17 protein-coding genes are annotated in these 16,054 nt (G+C 66.7%); 11 read left to right on the top strand and 6 right to left on the bottom strand.

Annotated features, from left to right (window positions below; genetic code table 11):
* The first annotated feature begins 20 nt into the window (after positions 1–20).
* The 5 genes from E6N53_RS10710 to E6N53_RS10690 all read left to right on the top strand — a co-directional run bounded on the left by E6N53_RS10710 (position 21) and on the right by E6N53_RS10690 (position 4,011).
* Entirely contained in the window at positions 21–962 is a 942-nt protein-coding gene (locus tag E6N53_RS10710; RefSeq protein WP_142859145.1) for a basic amino acid ABC transporter substrate-binding protein, read from the top strand.
* A gap of 47 nt (positions 963–1,009) precedes the next feature.
* Positions 1,010–1,840, top strand: a complete 831-nt coding sequence (locus E6N53_RS10705) for an amino acid ABC transporter permease (RefSeq protein WP_142859143.1) — start codon at positions 1,010–1,012, stop codon at positions 1,838–1,840.
* Complete coding sequence (locus E6N53_RS10700; protein WP_142859141.1) at positions 1,837–2,577, top strand: amino acid ABC transporter ATP-binding protein; 741 nt, start codon at positions 1,837–1,839, stop codon at positions 2,575–2,577. Before E6N53_RS10705 ends, E6N53_RS10700 begins: the two co-directional genes overlap by 4 nt.
* Before the next feature lie 75 nt (positions 2,578–2,652).
* On the top strand, positions 2,653–2,868 hold the full coding sequence (locus E6N53_RS10695; protein ID WP_142859139.1) for a DUF8106 domain-containing protein: 216 nt from the start codon (positions 2,653–2,655) through the stop codon (positions 2,866–2,868).
* A 63-nt stretch (positions 2,869–2,931) separates the two neighbouring features.
* Positions 2,932–4,011, top strand: coding sequence for a TrmB family transcriptional regulator (locus tag E6N53_RS10690; RefSeq protein WP_142859136.1), 1,080 nt, complete (start codon positions 2,932–2,934; stop codon positions 4,009–4,011).
* 384 nt (positions 4,012–4,395) lie between these two features.
* On the opposite strand, the gene E6N53_RS10685 is transcribed toward E6N53_RS10690, so the two are convergent.
* From E6N53_RS10685 to E6N53_RS10675, 3 genes are all read right to left on the bottom strand, one after another.
* A complete protein-coding gene (locus E6N53_RS10685; protein ID WP_142859134.1) occupies positions 4,396–5,454 on the bottom strand; it encodes a zinc-dependent alcohol dehydrogenase family protein in 1,059 nt (352 codons plus the stop codon).
* Positions 5,455–5,507: 53 nt separating this feature from the next.
* Complete coding sequence (locus E6N53_RS10680) at positions 5,508–7,064, bottom strand: sensor histidine kinase (RefSeq protein WP_142859131.1); 1,557 nt, start codon at positions 7,062–7,064, stop codon at positions 5,508–5,510.
* A 130-nt stretch (positions 7,065–7,194) separates the two neighbouring features.
* A complete protein-coding gene (locus E6N53_RS10675; protein ID WP_142859128.1) occupies positions 7,195–8,682 on the bottom strand; it encodes a replication factor C large subunit in 1,488 nt (495 codons plus the stop codon).
* 192 nt (positions 8,683–8,874) lie between these two features.
* Between E6N53_RS10675 and E6N53_RS10670 the strand changes: the two genes are divergently transcribed.
* Both E6N53_RS10670 and E6N53_RS21625 read left to right on the top strand, forming a co-directional pair.
* Entirely contained in the window at positions 8,875–9,105 is a 231-nt protein-coding gene (locus tag E6N53_RS10670; RefSeq protein ID WP_142859126.1) for a DUF433 domain-containing protein, read from the top strand.
* 32 nt (positions 9,106–9,137) lie between these two features.
* Positions 9,138–9,428 (top strand): DUF5615 family PIN-like protein, encoded by a 291-nt coding sequence (locus tag E6N53_RS21625; protein WP_161596556.1) that lies wholly within the window; start codon positions 9,138–9,140, stop codon positions 9,426–9,428.
* Between the two features lie 17 nt (positions 9,429–9,445).
* Here the strand turns inward: E6N53_RS21625 and E6N53_RS10665 are convergent, their stop codons facing one another.
* A complete protein-coding gene (locus tag E6N53_RS10665) occupies positions 9,446–9,727 on the bottom strand; it encodes an Ig-like domain-containing protein (protein WP_142859124.1) in 282 nt (93 codons plus the stop codon).
* Positions 9,728–10,505: 778 nt separating this feature from the next.
* On the opposite strand from E6N53_RS10665, the gene E6N53_RS10660 reads away from it, so the two are divergent.
* From E6N53_RS10660 to E6N53_RS10650, 3 genes are all read left to right on the top strand, one after another.
* Complete coding sequence (locus tag E6N53_RS10660; RefSeq protein WP_142859122.1) at positions 10,506–12,713, top strand: PAS domain S-box protein; 2,208 nt, start codon at positions 10,506–10,508, stop codon at positions 12,711–12,713.
* Between the two features lie 294 nt (positions 12,714–13,007).
* Entirely contained in the window at positions 13,008–13,439 is a 432-nt protein-coding gene (locus E6N53_RS10655; protein ID WP_136601711.1) for a pyridoxamine 5'-phosphate oxidase family protein, read from the top strand.
* 59 nt (positions 13,440–13,498) lie between these two features.
* On the top strand, positions 13,499–13,951 hold the full coding sequence (locus E6N53_RS10650) for a pyridoxamine 5'-phosphate oxidase family protein (protein ID WP_142859120.1): 453 nt from the start codon (positions 13,499–13,501) through the stop codon (positions 13,949–13,951).
* Positions 13,952–14,010: 59 nt separating this feature from the next.
* Here the strand turns inward: E6N53_RS10650 and E6N53_RS10645 are convergent, their stop codons facing one another.
* Positions 14,011–15,177 (bottom strand): metal-dependent hydrolase family protein, encoded by a 1,167-nt coding sequence (locus tag E6N53_RS10645; RefSeq protein WP_142859118.1) that lies wholly within the window; start codon positions 15,175–15,177, stop codon positions 14,011–14,013.
* A 112-nt stretch (positions 15,178–15,289) separates the two neighbouring features.
* Between E6N53_RS10645 and E6N53_RS10640 the strand changes: the two genes are divergently transcribed.
* On the top strand, positions 15,290–15,490 hold the full coding sequence (locus tag E6N53_RS10640; RefSeq protein WP_142859116.1) for a DUF7978 family protein: 201 nt from the start codon (positions 15,290–15,292) through the stop codon (positions 15,488–15,490).
* On the opposite strand, the gene E6N53_RS10635 is transcribed toward E6N53_RS10640, so the two are convergent.
* The gene (locus tag E6N53_RS10635) at positions 15,485–15,970 is read right to left on the bottom strand and encodes a GNAT family N-acetyltransferase (RefSeq protein ID WP_136590477.1); all 486 of its coding nucleotides are present in this window, start codon (positions 15,968–15,970) and stop codon (positions 15,485–15,487) included. The two genes, E6N53_RS10640 and E6N53_RS10635, sit on opposite strands and share 6 nt — an antisense overlap.
* Positions 15,971–16,054: the final 84 nt, after the last annotated feature.

Here is a 16,054-nt window from a genome sequence, read left to right as displayed (position 1 = left end):
GCCGTCGCTTGCGGTTGAACATGGATCGACGTGAGTATCTGAAAATCAGTTCCGCTGCGGTCGCCGGCGTCGGCCTCGCCGGCTGTACCGGCGGCAGTGGCAGTGGCAACGGCAGTGGCTCCGAGAGTAGCGGTGGAGACAGCAGCGGCGAGAGCGGCGACGCCGCAGCCAGCGGGACCGAGTCCGGTGGAAGTGACGGCGGCGAGGAGACCGCCGCGGAGACGGCGGAGTCGGTCGTCCCCTCGAACGTCGTCATCGGCTCGGACATCCCCTACCGGCCGTTCGAGTACGAGACGGCTGCGGGCGAGCTGAAGGGGTTCGACGTCGAGATCGCCCAGGCCATCTTCGAGGAGCAACTCGGCGTCAGCTACGAGTTCAAGAAGACCTCCTTCGACACCATCATCCCCTCGCTGAACAACGGGAACTTCCGCGTCATCATGTCGGCGATGACCATCAACGAGGAGCGCGACCAGGAGGTCGACTTCTCGGACCCGTACTTCACGGCGTACCAGACCATCATCGTCCGCGAGGACTCCGACATCACGTCGCGAGAGGACCTGCGCGGAATCGCCGTCGGCGTCCAGAAGGGGACGACCGGCCTCGGCGCGGCCGAGCAACTGCAGACGGAGTTCGACGGCGACCTCCAGCTGAAGGAGTACGACCAGATCACGGGCGCGTTCGACGCGCTCATGAACGGACAGGTCGACGCCGTCATCAACGACAACACCGTCAACGGCGAGTTCGTCCAGAACCAAGACGGCGTCCGCTTCGTCGAGGGCGAGGGTGCCGCGGCCGACCAGGGCGAAAACGCGCCGCCGTACCTCACCCTCACCGTGGAGAACTACGGCATCGCCTTCCGTGAGGACGACGAAGCCTTCCGCGAGCGGGTCAACGAGGCGCTCGCAGCCATCCGCGAGAACGGCACGTACGAGGAGATCTACTCCAGCTACTTCGCCGGCTGACATCGGAAGCACTGCACTTTTTCACGTCATACTATCACACAGTATCAATGGCTGAATCATACCCGACCGACTCGCGCCCGGCCGAAGACCGGGTCGACGAGTCGGCGATCAACGACCGCACGCTGAAGTACGCCGGAATCGCGGTGTCGAGCGTCTTCACGCTCGTCGTGGTCGGGCTCATCGGGTACATCGTCTACGCGAAGGTGAGCTTCGACCTGCTGGTGACCATCTTCCCCCGGTTCGTCGACGCGTACCTCCTCGTGCTCCAGATATTCGTCGCGGGGAGCGTCCTGTCGGTGTTCGCGGGCGTGTTCGTCGGCTTCATGCGCGTTTCGGACACCTTCCCGACCGGCACAGTCGCGAAGGGGTACGTCCAGTTCTTCCGGGGGACGCCGCTGCTCTTCCAGATCATCATCGTCTACTTCGGCATCCCGGCGCTGTGGACGGGGACGTTCCCCATCCAGAACTGGGAGCTCCCGGCGGCGATCATCGCGTTGACACTCAACCACGCCGCGTACACCGGTGAGGCCATCCGGGGCGGCATCGGTGCCGTCCCCGACGGCCAACTGGAGGCGGCCCGCTCGCTCGGGATGTCGTACACCCAGGGGATGCGTGAGGTCGTCCTGCCGCAGGCGTGGCGCAACGCGCTGGCCGCCATCGGCAACGACCAGGTCATCCTGGTGAAGGACACCTCACTCCTCACGGTCATCGCCGTCCCGGAGATAATCAGCGTCTTTCGGAGTGTCAACAGCGCCACGTTCGACCCGTGGACGCCCATCGTGCTGACGGCGGTCGCGTATCTCGGCATCACCCTCCCGCTGGGGTACGTCGTCAGCTCCCTCGAAGACCGCTCTGACTGGGGAGGTGACGGCCGATGAGCTCTCCCGGCGTGCTCTTGGAGTTCGACTCGGTGGACAAGTACTTCGGCGAGACGCACGTCCTCAAAGACGTCTCGCTCGACATCGACGAGGGCGACGTCACCGTCGTCATCGGCCCTTCGGGGTCGGGCAAGTCCACCTTGCTCCGGTGTGCGAACCGATTAGAGGAGATACAGGGCGGAGAGATTCGGCTGGAGGGACAGTCCATCTCCGCACCCGACGCCGACATCGACCGCCTCCGGCAGCGCATCGGCATGGTGTTCCAGTCGTTCAACCTCTTCCCGCACAAGACGGCGCTCGAGAACGTCACGCTCGCGCCAAGGAAGGTCCGCGGGGTCGACAAAACCACCGCCCGTGAGCGGGCCGACCGACTTCTCGACCGGGTCGGCCTCGGCAACCAGAAGGCGTCGTACCCGAACCAGCTCTCCGGCGGCCAGCAACAGCGCGTCGCCATCGCCCGTGCGCTCGCGATGGACCCGCGGGTGATGCTGTTCGACGAGGTGACGAGCGCGCTCGACCCCGAACTCGTCGGCGAGGTGCTCGGTGTCATGCGCGACCTCGCAGCGGAGGGGATGACGATGATGGTCGTCACCCACGAGATGGGCTTCGCCCGCGAAGTGGGCGACCGTATCGTCCTGATGGCCGACGGGAAAATCGTCGAGACCGCGCCGCCCGAGAAGTTCTTCGAGGACCCCGAGACCGAGCGGGCGAAGCAGTTCCTCTCGCGGATGCTGTAGTCTGTCCCGAACTTGTATTCAGGTTTGAGAGCCGAGCAAGAAGGCTTATACCGGCGGCTCCGCTCCCCTCCGATGATGACATCAGCACCGACCCTCGAACGTCCCCCCACTCGGACCAGTCACTGTCGCCGTTCGCCCTCCACCTCCGCGTCCGCAGCCGACCGACCGAAGACGGTCCTGTTCTGTCCCTGTGGCCGTGAGGCATCCACCGACGAGTGGCACGTCGAGCACGGCGACGGCCACCGTCGACTCGTCTGTCCCGACTGCGGCGAGACGCTCACCGTCCGCTGAGTCTCCGTTTTCGACACGTTCGACCGGCGGTACGCATACGTGCTCTTGCAGTGACCACTCCGTATGGAGCGCGACGAACTCACCGCGATACTCGAAGAGGCGGGGCTCTCACCGTACCAGGCGGAGGCGTACGTCACGCTGCTCTCGGCCGGGTCAGTGTCGGCCGGCGACCTCGCCGAGACGAGTGGCGTCCCTCGTCCACGCATCTACGACGTCCTCCGCGACCTCGAAGCGGCAGGCTACGTCACGACGTACGAACAGGACCGCCTCTACGCGGAGGCGGTCGAGCCAAGCGAACTCCGACCGCTCCGCGAGCGACTCACCCGACTCGAATCCGCGCTCGACGAAATCGAAGACCGGTATCGAACGCCCGCGGCCCGCGAGAGCGACGTCACGCTCGTCACGCAGTTCGACACGGTCTTCGGACAGGCAGTGCGCGACATCGAGCGGGCCGAGCGACACGTCCAGGCCGTGGTCTCGGTCGACCAGTACCGAGAGATGCGTGACGTGCTCGAATCGGCGTACGACCGCGGCGTCTACGTCCAGGTGTCGTTGTACGCTCCCGCTGACGAAACCGTCCCCGCCGCCGAGGCGTTCGAGGGCGTCTGTACCGAGGTGCGTCGGCTCAGTTTCCCGAAACCGTTTCTCGTCCTCACCGACCGCCAGCGCGTGAGTTTCTCCCCGAAGGGCCGGTCGATAGACGAGTACGGCGTCCTCGTCGACGACCGCGCGACGGCGTTCGTCTTCCACTGGTTCTTCCTCACCAGTTGCTGGGAGGTGTACGAACCGGTCCACGCCGACCCACAGGATACCCCGCCGATTCCGTTCGTCACGATAACCGACGCCGTCCGCTACCTCGAAACACTCGTCCACGACGGCGCTACGGTCCACGTCCGCGTCGAGGGGTACAGCGTCCAGACCGGACGACACCGAAGCGTCTCCGGCACCGTCGTCGACGTCGATTACGTCGGTCACGACGGCGATGGCGACGGAACCGACGCCCCTTCTCTCGTCCAACTGGCCGCACAGGCGACGCTCATCCTCGACACCGAACACGGCACGGTGACCGTCGGTGGCGAGAACGCACTCGCCGAGGACGTGAGCGCGGACTGGGTCGTCGTCGAACGCATCGAACGGGATTGACGTGCTGATAGTGTTTGTTGTGAGTCAATGCCGCTGGTTCGCCGGAACGGGACGACGAACCAGCGGCAAACAGTCACAACAAACACTATGACTGGATGAGACGTCTGTTACAACAGCTATTGTTAAGAAAATTGATAAGTTTTATCTCCTCCAGCGGCATCCGTTCAGACGAGGATTACGATGAACCAGATCAAGTCCCAGACCCAGACCCGTACCGACTCGACGACCACCCGCCGCAACGGCTTCATGAACTGGTGGACCGCGGCCGCCCTCGCACACGGTGCCGGCGCCGGATAGAGCGCGAGACGTGGTCGCTCACTCGGCGACCCGCCGACTCGGTTTTTCCACTGACTCTGCTGCGTTCGACATCATCCGTCGCACAGCTTAGAACTCGGTGACGACCTCGACGCCGACTGTCCCGTAGTCGGTCATGGCTGCCAACCGCTCAGAGACCTCGCCGAGCGAGACTTCGCGGGTGACGAGCGCCTCGGGGGTGACGGCACCGCTCTCGACGAGGCCGAACAGTTCGTCGTACCGCGTCGGCGGCATCCCGCGCGACCCGACGAACGACACCTCCCAGCGGGTCATCCAGTCCGTCGGTAGCGACACCTCGCCTCGTTCCGCGTCCGTGGTGAGGCCGACCTGGACGTGTGTGCCGCCGGGCCGAACCGAACGGACGGAGTTCCGACAGGTCTCTGCGCGACCGAGCGCGTCGAGTGAGACGTCCGCTCCGCCGTCTGTCACCGCCCGTATCTCGTCGACAGCGTCGGCCCTGGAGGCGTCGACGGTGACGGTGGCACCCACTTCGGCCGCGAGCGCGAGCGCCTCGTCTCGGACGTCGACGGCGACCGTCCGGTGGCCGGCCGCGCTGGCGACCGAGAGCGCGGAGAGGCCGACGCCCCCACAGCCGTGGACCGCGACCCACGACCCCGGCGGGAGCGACACCCGGTGAGCCAGCGCGTGATACGCAGTCATGAACCGACAGCCGAGCGCCGCGACGTCGACCGGGTCGACTCCGTCGGGGAGCGCGAGCAGGTTGTAGTCGGCGCGGGGAACGTGGACTCGCTCGGCGAACGCGCCGGGGGCCGCCGACTCGAACCCGAGTGCGTGCCCGTCGGCACAGCGATTCCCGTGGCCGGAGAGACAGCGCGAGCAGGAACCGTCGCCGAGGTTGAACGGGACCGCGACCCGGTCACCCACCTCGTAACGGCGGACTTGGTCGCCCACCTCGACGACCGTCCCTGCGGGTTCGTGTCCGAGGACCTGCCCCCGCGGGACCCGGTCGTCGGCCCACTCACCGTGGCCCTGCCAGGCGTGCCAGTCGCTCCGACAGATGCCGCACGCCTCGACCCTGACGACGACGCCCTCCGGCGTCGGACTCGGGGCGTCGAGGGAGCGAATCGACAACGGCTCTCCGTACTCGGTGAGGACAGCGGCGCGCATACCGGCCGTTCGCGGCCGGGGGTAAAATCACCGGGGGCGAGGCCGCAGGCCGCTCACGCGCTCTCGTCCGTGCCGTCGCCGCCGTCGGCGACGGCGTCCGTGTCCGCCTCGGTCTCTTCCGTCTCGGTCTCGTCCGTCTCGGTCTCGTCCGTCTCACACGCGTCGTCGACGACGTCGACCCCGCGGAACTCGAACCGTGCGCCTCCGTCGTGGCCGTCCCGGATGGAGACGGTCCAGCCGTGCGCGTTCGCGATGCGCTTGACGATGGCGAGGCCGAAGCCGGTCCCCGAGCGGTTCGTGGTGAACCCCGACTCGAACACCTTGACGTGCCGGCTCTGTGGGACGCCCGGACCGTCGTCCTCGACGTAGAACCCACAGTCGCCGTAGTCGTCGGTCAGCGAGCCGATACGGACCGTCGGGTCGGGCCCGGCGTGTTCGATTGCGTTGCCGAAGAGGTTCTCGAACAGCGCGTTCAGCCGTTCTTCGTCGGCTAACACCGCCGGGAGGTCCGCTTCGACGACGTACGACCCTTCGTTCCCGAGGCCGACGGTGAGCGCCGCAGTCTCGACCACCGCCGTGAGCGCCACCGGCTGTGGGTTGTCGACGAGCCGTCCCTCGCGGGCGAGTCGGAGCATGTCGTCGATGAGCCGACGCATCCGGTCGTGGGCGTTCCGAATCCGCTCGACGTCGTCTTCGAGTCCCTCGCCGACGGACTCCTCGACGATGGAGAGATATCCCTCCGCGACGTTCAGCGGGTTGCGGAGGTCGTGTGAGACGAGTCGAGCGAACTCTCTGAGGCGTTCGTTCTGCTCGCGGAGCGCGTTCTCGGCGTTGCGCTGTTCGGTCACGTCCCGCACCGCACAGACGAATCCGTCGGTCTGGAGCTTCGTCAGCGACTTCGACTTCACGAACGTCGACCCGTCCTTTCGGAGGCCGACGGACTCGCCGTGCCAGGTCCCTTCCTCTTCGAGCGCAGGGAGGATCTGGAGGTGCATCCGTTCGTTCTCCTCGGGCGGGTTGACCCGCTCCCAGGACTCCCCGACGAGTTCGTCCCTGTCGTAGCCGTACGTCTCCGCGTACGCGCGGTTCACCTCGACGAACCGTCCCTCGCTGTCGATGACGGCGATGCCCTCTTCGACCGTCGACATCGCCAGCGCCTGGAGTTCCCGCTCGACCTCCGCGCGGCGTCGTGCGACGGCCGACTCGATGCGGTTGGCGAGTATCTGATGGCCGCCGGTCACCGACTTGCGGACGTAGTCGGTGACGCCCGCCGAAATCGCGTCGCTCGCGACGTCCTCGTTCCCGTGGCCCGTGTAGATGATGAACGGCACGTCGGGTTCGGACTCGCGGACCGCTTCGAGCAGCTCCAGCCCACTCATCTCGGGCATCTCGTAGTCCGAGACGATACAGTCGACGGGCGTCTCGTCGGTCAGGGCGTCGAGCACGCCCTGCGCGGAGGGGAAGCCGCGGACCGCGGCGTTCGTGAGCGTGGCCTCGAGCAGTTTGACCGTCGTCTGTCGCATCGCGTCGTCGTCGTCGGCGACGAGTACGTTGACCTGCGGCTCCGCCCGCTCCGTCGCGGTCCCCCAGAGGAAGCCCCCCTCGTTCATGAATCTTGTTCGTTGTAAACGACCAGCGTAAATAAATGGTCCGTCCGGTTCGCTGAACGGCCACGTCCGGAGAGCGAGAACGCGGGAAACGCCTCAAGCGTGCCGCTCACGCGGTCCTGGCTGTCTCGGCCTACGTGAAGTCGAAGAGGCCCGACTGGCCGTCATCACGCTCACCGTCGTCGCCGGTGTCGTCTTCGCCCTCGTCGTCGAGGTCGTCGAGAGCGGTCGTCGATTCGGCGGCGCGCTCGTCGCCCTCGTCCGCGTCGGCCTGGGCCGCGTCGTCTCCGTCGAGCGTCTCGGGCGCGAACGCCTCGTCCGCGTGCGCCTCGACCAGTTCCTCGCGGCGTTCTCTCGCGTCCTCGACGATGGACTGGACCTTGTTCGTCGACTCGCCGCTCCCCGTCACGTACGCGACGTGTTCGGTGTCGAAGTCGTACCACGCCGTCATCGCGACCGTCAGCTCACGGGGCTTGCAGTGGTGGGTCATCGCCTGCAAGAAGGGGAGAATCTCCCGGCGCGCCGTGGCGATGCTCGCGCCGGACGACTCGGCGATGCGCGACGTGACCGCGTCGCGGGTCGCGTTCTTCGTCGACCGCCACGGTGCCCCGCCGTACCGGGTCCAGCCGCCGCGAGTCCTGTCGCGCGAGGCGGCCACCCCCGCGGCGACGTTGTCGGTCACGTACCGCCAGTAGCGGTAGTTCTGCGTCGCGTAGGTGCGTCCCAGCCACCGGTCGGCGTTCGCGAGATGCTCGTACGCGCGGGCGAGTTCTCCGTCCTCGTACACCAGCGACACCTTGTCCTCGACCCACGCTGTGAGGTCGTCGGGTGTCTCGTCGGTGTCGTACGCCGTTCGCAGCGCCGCCTCCGCCGACGCCTCCTCTTTGAGGACGCTGTCGAGAAAGCCGAAGATTCCGACGGTGCGGTCTCTCCCCCCGGAGGTCACGTCGTCGACCGAGAGCGACGATTTCCCGCCGACGGAGCTCTGGAGGTCTCTCACGGCCGAGCGGAGGTCGCCGTCGTTCGCCTCGGCGATGCGCTTGAGCGCCTCGGCTTCGAACTCGACACCCTCACGCCGGCAGATGTCGCGGAGGACCGGCACGATGGACCGCGCGGAGACGTCGCGGAACTCGACCTCCTGGCAGGCGTTCCGCATCCCGCGGGACATATCGTAGTACTCGTTGGCGATGAGGACGATAGGCTGGTTCGCCTCCTTCAGGAGCTTCGTGACCGCCTGCTTCCCGCCGTAATCCTTCTGATAGTGGATGTTGTCCGCCTCGTCGAGGATGACGAGTTGGCGGCCGCGGTCACGCTGTCCGCGTGACTCGGCGTCGACCGCGCCCGCGAGGGTCGTGTTCATCGCCGCGCGGCCGGCGAACCGTTCGATGACGTCCGCCGTCCGCTGGTCCGACGCGTTCAACTCCATCGTCTCCCAGCCCTTGTCGGCGGCCAGCGCGTGCGCGGCGCTCGTCTTTCCGACGCCCGGACTCCCGTGTAACACGACCGCCTCCCGATGGTCGTCCCACGTGTCGGCCCACTTCTCGAACTCGTCGCGAGCGCTGTCGTTGCCGCGCACCTCCGACAGCGTCGTCGGGCGATACTTCTCCGTCCAGTCTACCATGTTCCTGCCATTGAATCCGGGTCCTCCTGCCCATCGCTCAGACCGTGCATCTGCGTCTGTTCCGGCGTTGTCGGGCGACGGTATTAACGGTGCTGACGTGACCGCCGTCGAGGGACAGTAGGCCGTCGGTTTCACGAGTCTGGGCTCTCTCACCCTCACGTTTCAAGTCGCCATCGATACTATCCCTCTCGTATGGGAATCGTCCGGGACAGCGCACACAGTAACGGTGCGCCGACTGTCGAGGGAACGGGTATCCGTGTGAAAGACATCGCCGTCGCGTACGAGCACAGCGGCTACGAACCGGACGAAATCACACAGCTCTATCCGGACCTCACGCTCGCGGACGTCCACAGAGCACTCGCGTACTACTACGACCACATCGACGACTTCCGGTCCAGTTCTTCTGAACCCGCATCCGCATGACGAGACCGGTCTACTGTGACGAGAGTATCTGAATTCCAGTCGCGGATGGACTCCGTCGCCGCGGGTGGACGGTTCACACGGCCAGAGAGGAGGGGACGCTGGGCGACCCCGACCGGGACCAACTGACGTACGCCGTCGAACGCGACTGGGTTCGCCTGACGTTCGACGACGACTTCCTCTCACTCGTCGAAGGGGAAGGACTCGACCACGCCGGAATCGTCTTCGTTCGGCAGCAGGGACGTCAAATCGGCGATGTGGTGAAAGCCGTCGATGCGCACCTGCAGGAGCGGTTCTCCGACGACGACTCTATCGAGTACCTGTAGCCGTCACTCGTCCACACTCACATCGAACCCGGCTGTCTCACCTCTATTCGCTCGTCGTAGAGGTCCACAAGCAGTAACCAGATACCACACCGCTCGGTCGTCTCGGTCCACTCGCCGGAGAGTGAGTCTGTTTCGACGACGACGCGATATCTTCCCGGGTCGGTTGCCACGTTCGGAAACCTCTGTTCCTCACCCGGGCGTATCGTCGTGCGCCGAGAGAAGACGGGCTCCGAGGACTCGCTCTCGACGTCGTCGGACGCTATCGAAACCGTTCGCTCCCCCGTCGCGTGACTGGTCACCTCAACCCCTTTCGGCGGGCCGTGATGTCCCGAGTGACACTGTTCCCCAGTTTCGGTGCAGCCTGCCAGTCCGAGAGTGAGAGCGGTCGTCGCTCCTGAGAGGCACTCCCTTCGCCTCATTCTCTCCTCGTTGGCTCCTCGGACCGAAGCCGCCTCACTCTTTGGGCTACTGGCTCCTGAGATGCCTACGATATGGGCATACAGGTACTGACTGCTCCGTCCAGTCTACCATGTCCCCGACATTGAATCCGGGTCCTCCTGCCCATCGCGCAGACCGTACATCTGCAGGACACGTCGGCTCCGACCCCGGCGTCGACGACCCTGCCCACTCGGCGACGCACTTGCGGGGGTCGACCCGGCCGGAGAGTTTCAGGACTGAGGTTCCGGGTGCGTCGGGCCCCCGACGGCGGGGAATTAACCGGGAGGGGGCGGACTACCCGGTCTCGGGACCGGGGCGCGCTCCATCTCGAAATCAGCGCTCCGGCAGTCTCGGAGGTGATAGACGACGTTCGGCGTCGACCGAGACATCCCTGCTCGCCGCTGTCGGCGTTCCGCCGCACGGCTCGACTCGGACCTCCTCGTCTCGGCGCACGGCTCTGGTATCACAGGTGATACTCTATGGATATGTTTTTCAGATGTTGCTTCGTCGGGTCGCAGTAGAAGTCGTATGGAACGTAACCGAACCTGGAAGCGGAGGCGACGAGGATGAGCACGTCGCGTCGTCCCCGTTCCTCGGTCGTACGGTCGTGTCGAACACCGAGCGACGGAGAAGACGGCCATGTCGCCGTCGCGTGACACCGTGCGCGTCCTCCACGTCGACGACGACCCGGAGTTCGCCGCGATGGCTGCCGCGTTCCTCGAGCGTGCAGACGACCGGTTCGCGGTCGACACGGCCACGAGCGTCAGCGCCGGGCTGGACTCGCTCGCCGCGAGCGATTTCGACTGCGTCGTCTCCGACTACGAGATGCCCGAGCAGGACGGACTCGCGTTTCTCGACGCCGTCCGTGCGGAGTCCCCCGACCTCCCGTTCATCCTCTTCACCGGCAAGGGGAGCGAGGAAATCGCGAGCGAGGCCATCTCCGCCGGGGTGACCGACTACCTGCAGAAGGGGACCGGCACGGACCAGTACACCGTGCTGGCGAACCGAATCGGGAACGTCGTCGAGCGCTGGTGGGCGGAACAGGAGGCCGAACGCACCCGTGCTCGGCTCGAAGCGATCACGTCGAACTCGTCCGACGTCATCGTCACCGTCGACAGCGCAGGCACTATCCGGTTCGCGAACGCCGCCGCCGAGGACGTCTTCGGTTACGCCCCCACAGCCCTCGTCGGGCAGTCACTGACGACGCTGCTGCCGTCCAGCCGCCACGACAGGCCAGTCCGGCCGCTGGAGACGGACGAGAGGACGGCCGACTGGAAGGCTCTCGAGCGCGCGGGCCGACACCGCGACGGCCACGAGATTCCCCTCTCGGTCTCGTTCAGCGAGTTCGAGCGGAACGACGCGCGTCGGTTCATCGGCGTCCTGCGTGACGTCTCCGAGAAGCGTGAATCCAGCCGGCAGTTGCAGACGCTCATCAGCAACCTCCCGGGCATCGTCTACCGATGCCGCAACGAACCGGGTTGGCCGATGGAGTACGTCCGTGGGGAGTGTGCGGAACTCGTCGGGTACTCCGCGTCCGAACTGGCAGACGGCGACGTGGTCTGGGGGGTAGACGTCCTCCACCCCGACGACGAGGACGTGATGTGGGAGGCCGTCCAGGAGGCCCTCGACACGGGTGAGCCCTTCGAGGTCACCTACCGGGCCATCGCGAGAGACGGGAGCGTCAGGTGGATGTGGGAGCGAGGACGTGCGGTGACAGCCGCGGACGGGGAACGGGTCCTGGAGGGCTTCATCACGGATATCACCGACCGCGAGGAGCGGAAACGGGAACTCGAACAGACGAGCGTCCTGCTGTCGACGCTGTTCGAGACGCTCCCCGTCGGCGTGCTCGCCGAGGACGCCGCGCGCAACGTCCTGGCCGTCAACGACCGGATGTTCGAGCTGTTCGACCTGCTCGGGACGCCAGCGGAGGTCATCGGGGCCGACTGCGAACGCATGGCCGAGCAGGTCAGCGAGATGTTCGTCGACCCGGCGGGGTTCGTCGAGCGGACCAACCGACTGGTGAGCGCACAGGAGTCGCAACGCGACGACGAGTTCGAACTCCGCGACGGACGGACCTTCGCACGGAGCTACGAACCGATCGAACTCTCCGACGGCGCGGGCCACCTGTGGGTGTATCACGACGCTACCGCGCGCAAGACGCGTGAACAGAGCCTCAGGCGGACCAACGAGCGGCTGGAGGAGTTCGCCTCGGTGGTCTCACACGACCTCCGCAACCCGCTGAACGTCGCCGAGGGACGACTCGAACTCGCCCGTGAGACGGACGACAGCGAGCACCTCGCGAGCGTCGCTCGCGCGCACGACCGGATGCGCGTCCTCATCGAGGACCTGCTGACGCTGGCACACGACGGCGCCGAGGTGGGTGAGCTCGAACCGGTCACGCTGTCGACGGTGAGCGAGCGCGGCTGGGCGAACGTCGAGACGGGGAACGCGACGGTTCGGACTGCGACCGACGGTGTGATCCGGGCCGACCGGAGTCGACTGCAGCAGCTACTGGAGAACCTCTTTCGGAACGCGGTCGACCACGGCTCGACGAGCAACCGGCCAGAGGCCGCTGACGGCGTTGAACACGGTGGCTCGTCCGTGTCGGTCACGGTCGGCGCGCTCGACGACGGGTTCTACGTCGAGGACGACGGTCCCGGGATTCCGGCGGACGACCGCGAGGCGGTGTTCGACGTCGGCTACTCGACGAGCCGCGAGGGGACCGGCTTCGGTCTCGCCATCGTCGAGCAGGTCGCCGACGCACACCGGTGGGACGTTCGTGCGACCGAAGGACACGACGGTGGCGCACGGTTCGAGATTCGCGGCGTCGAACTCGCCGAAACGTAACGCTGCCCGGACGGGCGTCGCCGTCAGTCGCGAGCGGCGTCTCTGGCCGTCCGTCGGAACGCGTACCGTACTCGCGCGCACGAACTCACGTTTATACACGCCAGCGCCCGTCGAGAGCGCGAACCCGTCCGTTCGGCCGGCCGCGGTCGGCGACCGATATATCTCATGCCGCGATACGAAACGGTGACTCGCGCTGAGTCGGCGCGTCGGGGGCACCGTCTGTTTCGAATCGGTCGGGCGGACGCGAGCCACCGAGAGGCGTGAACTTATACCACGTGGTGTCGTTCGGATGGTATGTCCAACGCAGAACCAATGGACGCGAGAGAGGTGAACACGTTCCTCGGCGACGAGGGAACGGGGGTACTCGCGCTCGCGAAGGACGACGAATCGTACGCGATTCCGGTGTCGTACGGCTACGACCGGGAGGACGGAACGTTCTACCTGCGGCTCGCGTTCCACGACGAGAGTCGAAAGCGCGAGTATATCGGACCGAGCCGAACGGTCTCGCTCGTCGTGAGCGAGGAGACCGACGAGGGGTGGCGGAGCGTCATCGCGCGGGGACGGCTCCGTGAGACCGGCGAGGCGGCCATCGACTCGAGCATCGTCGAGGCTATCCGCCGGATCAACATCCCGTTCTTCACCGTGTTCGACCGGCCCGCCCGCGAACTCGACTTCGAGCTGTTCCGGCTCGCGCCCGAAGACCTCACGGGACACAAACAGACGTAGCCGCGCCGCCGTCGGTGTGTCGGCGTATCGCTTTTCACCGCCGGCCTCCTACCTGTCGTATGGATAGCACTCGGTCGGTGCAGATGAACGACGACGAACGGATGGAGTTCCTCGGTACCGGCGGGACCGGTGTCGTCTCGTTCGCGACGGACGAGGGCGAACCGCCGTACTCGCTCCCGGTGTCGTACGGGTACGACGCCGAGGACGACGGGTTCTACCTTCGACTCGCGTTCGACACGGACAGCGAGAAAGACGGTGTCGTCTCCGAGAATCGCCCCGTCTCGCTGGTCGTCTACGACCAGACCGACGCAGGGTGGCAGAGCGTCGTCGCGGCCGGTCGACTCGAGGAGGTCACCGAGGCGGCCATCGACTCGGACGTGGTGCAGGCGATGCGGCGTATCCACATCCCGCTCGTCGACGTGTTCGAGCGTCACCCCCGTGAACTGACCTTCCGCTTCTTCCGGTTGGTGACGACAGAGGTGTCCGGACGCAAGGAAGCAACGAGCGTCTGAGACTGCGCAGAACCGACCCGGACAGCGTGACCCCGCGGTGCCCCACCTCGTGACACGGGTCAGTCCGCACCCGGCAGGAACCCAGAGACCAGTTCACCGCCGCGGAGCACCGCCTCCGGGTCGTTCAGCCGGGTCGAGTCCTCGAGCGGGTCGCCGTTGACGACGAGCAGGTCCGCGTGGGCCCCTTCTCGCAGCGTGCCGCAGTCGTCGAGGCCGACCGTTCGCGCCGCGGTCTCGGTCATGGCCGTGATCGCCCCACGAGGCGACAGCCCGTGTTCGAGCATGAACGTCACCTCCGCCGCGTTGGCACCGTGGTCGTTGAACGGGGTCCCGGCGTCCGTCCCGCCGGCGATGGTTACGCCGGCCTCGACGGCCCGGGCGAACGACTCGATGTGTCGCTCGTAGATGTGTTCGGTCTTCCGGGCGGTGTCGGGTGTCGCCCACTCGACGTTGCGGACGATGTAGTACGGTGCCGAGAGCGTCGGGACCAGCGTGACCTCCCGGGAGACGAGCAGTTCGATGGCCTCCTCGTCGAGGAACGTCCCGTGTTCGATGGTGTCGACGCCCGCCAGCGCGGCCGCCTTCGCTCCCTCGGCCCCGTGGACGTGCGTCGCGGCGTGGAGGCCGTGGCGATGGGTCTCGTCGACGAGCGCGTCGAGTTCGTCGTCGGTGAGCGCGACCGTGTCGGGGTCGGTTCCGGGTGTGGTCACCCCGCCAGTGGTCATGAACTTGATGAAGTCCGCGCCGGCTTTGACCTGCTCGCGCACCGCCGTTCGAGCGTCGACGGGGCCGTCGATCTCTCTCCCCAGGTGGTGGCCGTGGCCGCCCGTGATGGTGATCGAGCGACTGTTCGCGACCATCCGCGGCCCGGGAACGTCGCCGCGCTCGACCGCCCGCTTGAGGTGGAGGTCGACGCCGCTCGCACCCATCGCCCGGACGGCGGTGACGCCCGATTCGAGCGTCTTCCGCGCGTTCCGCGCCTCGACGAGCGCCAGTTCGGCCTCCGACATCCCGAGCACGGACTCGATCGTCGTCTCCGCCGAGAGGGAGAAGTGGACGTGGGCGTCGACGAGTCCAGGCATGAGCGTCCGCCCGTCGAGGTCGACACAGCGCTCGTCGGCGCGTGGAGTGAGGTCACCGACCGCGTCGATGCGTCCGTCGACGACTCGAAGGTCGCCCGTGCGGTCGTAGGTACTCGACAGGAGGCGGGCGTCTCGCAACAGCATCGTCCGCCCGTCGGGGATGGGGTCGCTTGAACCTGTCTCATCGACTCGGCGGTCGCCGTCGCGTCCGGCCCACCCACAAGAGACGTACCGTCTCCCCCGCGAGCGGCCCACGATGTTCGAACGAAGCCGCGAACTCGCCGTCGGCGTCGGTTACCTCGTGTTCGTCGCGGCGGCGGCAGTGGCTGTGTCGGTCCCAGTCGGTGAGACCACGGTCGGGCCGGCGTCGCTCCCGGCGCTCGCGCTCGCGGGCGGCTGCTATCCGCTCGTCTTCGGCGGCCTCGGTCTCGTGGCTGGTCGGCAGGTCAGCTCATAGCTCGCGGGCGACCATCTCGCCCCAGTGCTCGAAGCCCCAGCGGTCGTAGAAGGCGCGGGCACGGTCGTTCTCGCGGTCGACGTCGAGCACCAGCCGGTCGAGCGGGAGCGGTTGCGAACGGGCACAGTCGAGCGCTGCGTCCATCAGGTCGTCGGCGACGCCCGTCCCGCGCGCGGGCGGGTCGAGGTACACCTCGTTCAGCACGGCGGCGTCCCAGATGAACGCCAGTGAGCCGGGCAGGACGAAGACGTAGCCGACCGGCCCGTCCTCGTGGACGGCGAGTTGGACGCAGTCGGGGTCCTCGTCGACACATCGCTCGACCCACGCGAGCCACCGCTTCCTGTACTCCTCGGTGAGCTTCGCCGCGTACGTCGCGGCCTTGTCCTGGCCGCCGGTCTCGCTCCCGATTCCGAGTTCGAAGCCGCGCTTCAGCGACCAGAGGTCGTCGGCGTCCGACTCGTCGTAGGGCCGCACCGTGATGTCCGTCATACTCGACGTACCGCGGCGGGGGTACGTCAACGCTCCTCTCTCCGCGAGAGAATTAGACTTATCTAAAATTCTAGT

It is taken from the genome of Salinigranum halophilum (assembly GCF_007004735.1).
In the GTDB taxonomy this organism is placed as follows: Archaea; Halobacteriota; Halobacteria; order Halobacteriales; family Haloferacaceae; genus Salinigranum; species Salinigranum halophilum.
This window is presented reverse-complemented; position numbering and strand designations above follow the sequence as displayed.

Excerpts from the sequence above, each read along its gene's own strand:
- E6N53_RS10695 (WP_142859139.1), top strand. The coding sequence starts at position 2,653 with ATGACATCAGCACCGACCCTCGAACGTCCCCCCACTCGGACCAGTCAC.
- E6N53_RS10670 (WP_142859126.1), top strand. The coding sequence starts at position 8,875 with ATGGGAATCGTCCGGGACAGCGCACACAGTAACGGTGCGCCGACTGTC.
- E6N53_RS10655 (WP_136601711.1), top strand. The coding sequence starts at position 13,008 with ATGTCCAACGCAGAACCAATGGACGCGAGAGAGGTGAACACGTTCCTC.
- E6N53_RS10640 (WP_142859116.1), top strand. The coding sequence starts at position 15,290 with ATGTTCGAACGAAGCCGCGAACTCGCCGTCGGCGTCGGTTACCTCGTG.
- E6N53_RS10680 (WP_142859131.1), bottom strand. The coding sequence starts at position 7,064 with ATGAACGAGGGGGGCTTCCTCTGGGGGACCGCGACGGAGCGGGCGGAG.
- E6N53_RS10700 (WP_142859141.1), top strand. The coding sequence starts at position 1,837 with ATGAGCTCTCCCGGCGTGCTCTTGGAGTTCGACTCGGTGGACAAGTAC.
- E6N53_RS10705 (WP_142859143.1), top strand. The coding sequence starts at position 1,010 with ATGGCTGAATCATACCCGACCGACTCGCGCCCGGCCGAAGACCGGGTC.
- E6N53_RS10685 (WP_142859134.1), bottom strand. The coding sequence starts at position 5,454 with ATGCGCGCCGCTGTCCTCACCGAGTACGGAGAGCCGTTGTCGATTCGC.
- E6N53_RS10645 (WP_142859118.1), bottom strand. The coding sequence starts at position 15,177 with ATGCTGTTGCGAGACGCCCGCCTCCTGTCGAGTACCTACGACCGCACG.
- E6N53_RS10660 (WP_142859122.1), top strand. The coding sequence starts at position 10,506 with ATGTCGCCGTCGCGTGACACCGTGCGCGTCCTCCACGTCGACGACGAC.
- E6N53_RS10690 (WP_142859136.1), top strand. The coding sequence starts at position 2,932 with ATGGAGCGCGACGAACTCACCGCGATACTCGAAGAGGCGGGGCTCTCA.
- E6N53_RS10675 (WP_142859128.1), bottom strand. The coding sequence starts at position 8,682 with ATGGTAGACTGGACGGAGAAGTATCGCCCGACGACGCTGTCGGAGGTG.
- E6N53_RS10650 (WP_142859120.1), top strand. The coding sequence starts at position 13,499 with ATGGATAGCACTCGGTCGGTGCAGATGAACGACGACGAACGGATGGAG.
- E6N53_RS10710 (WP_142859145.1), top strand. The coding sequence starts at position 21 with ATGGATCGACGTGAGTATCTGAAAATCAGTTCCGCTGCGGTCGCCGGC.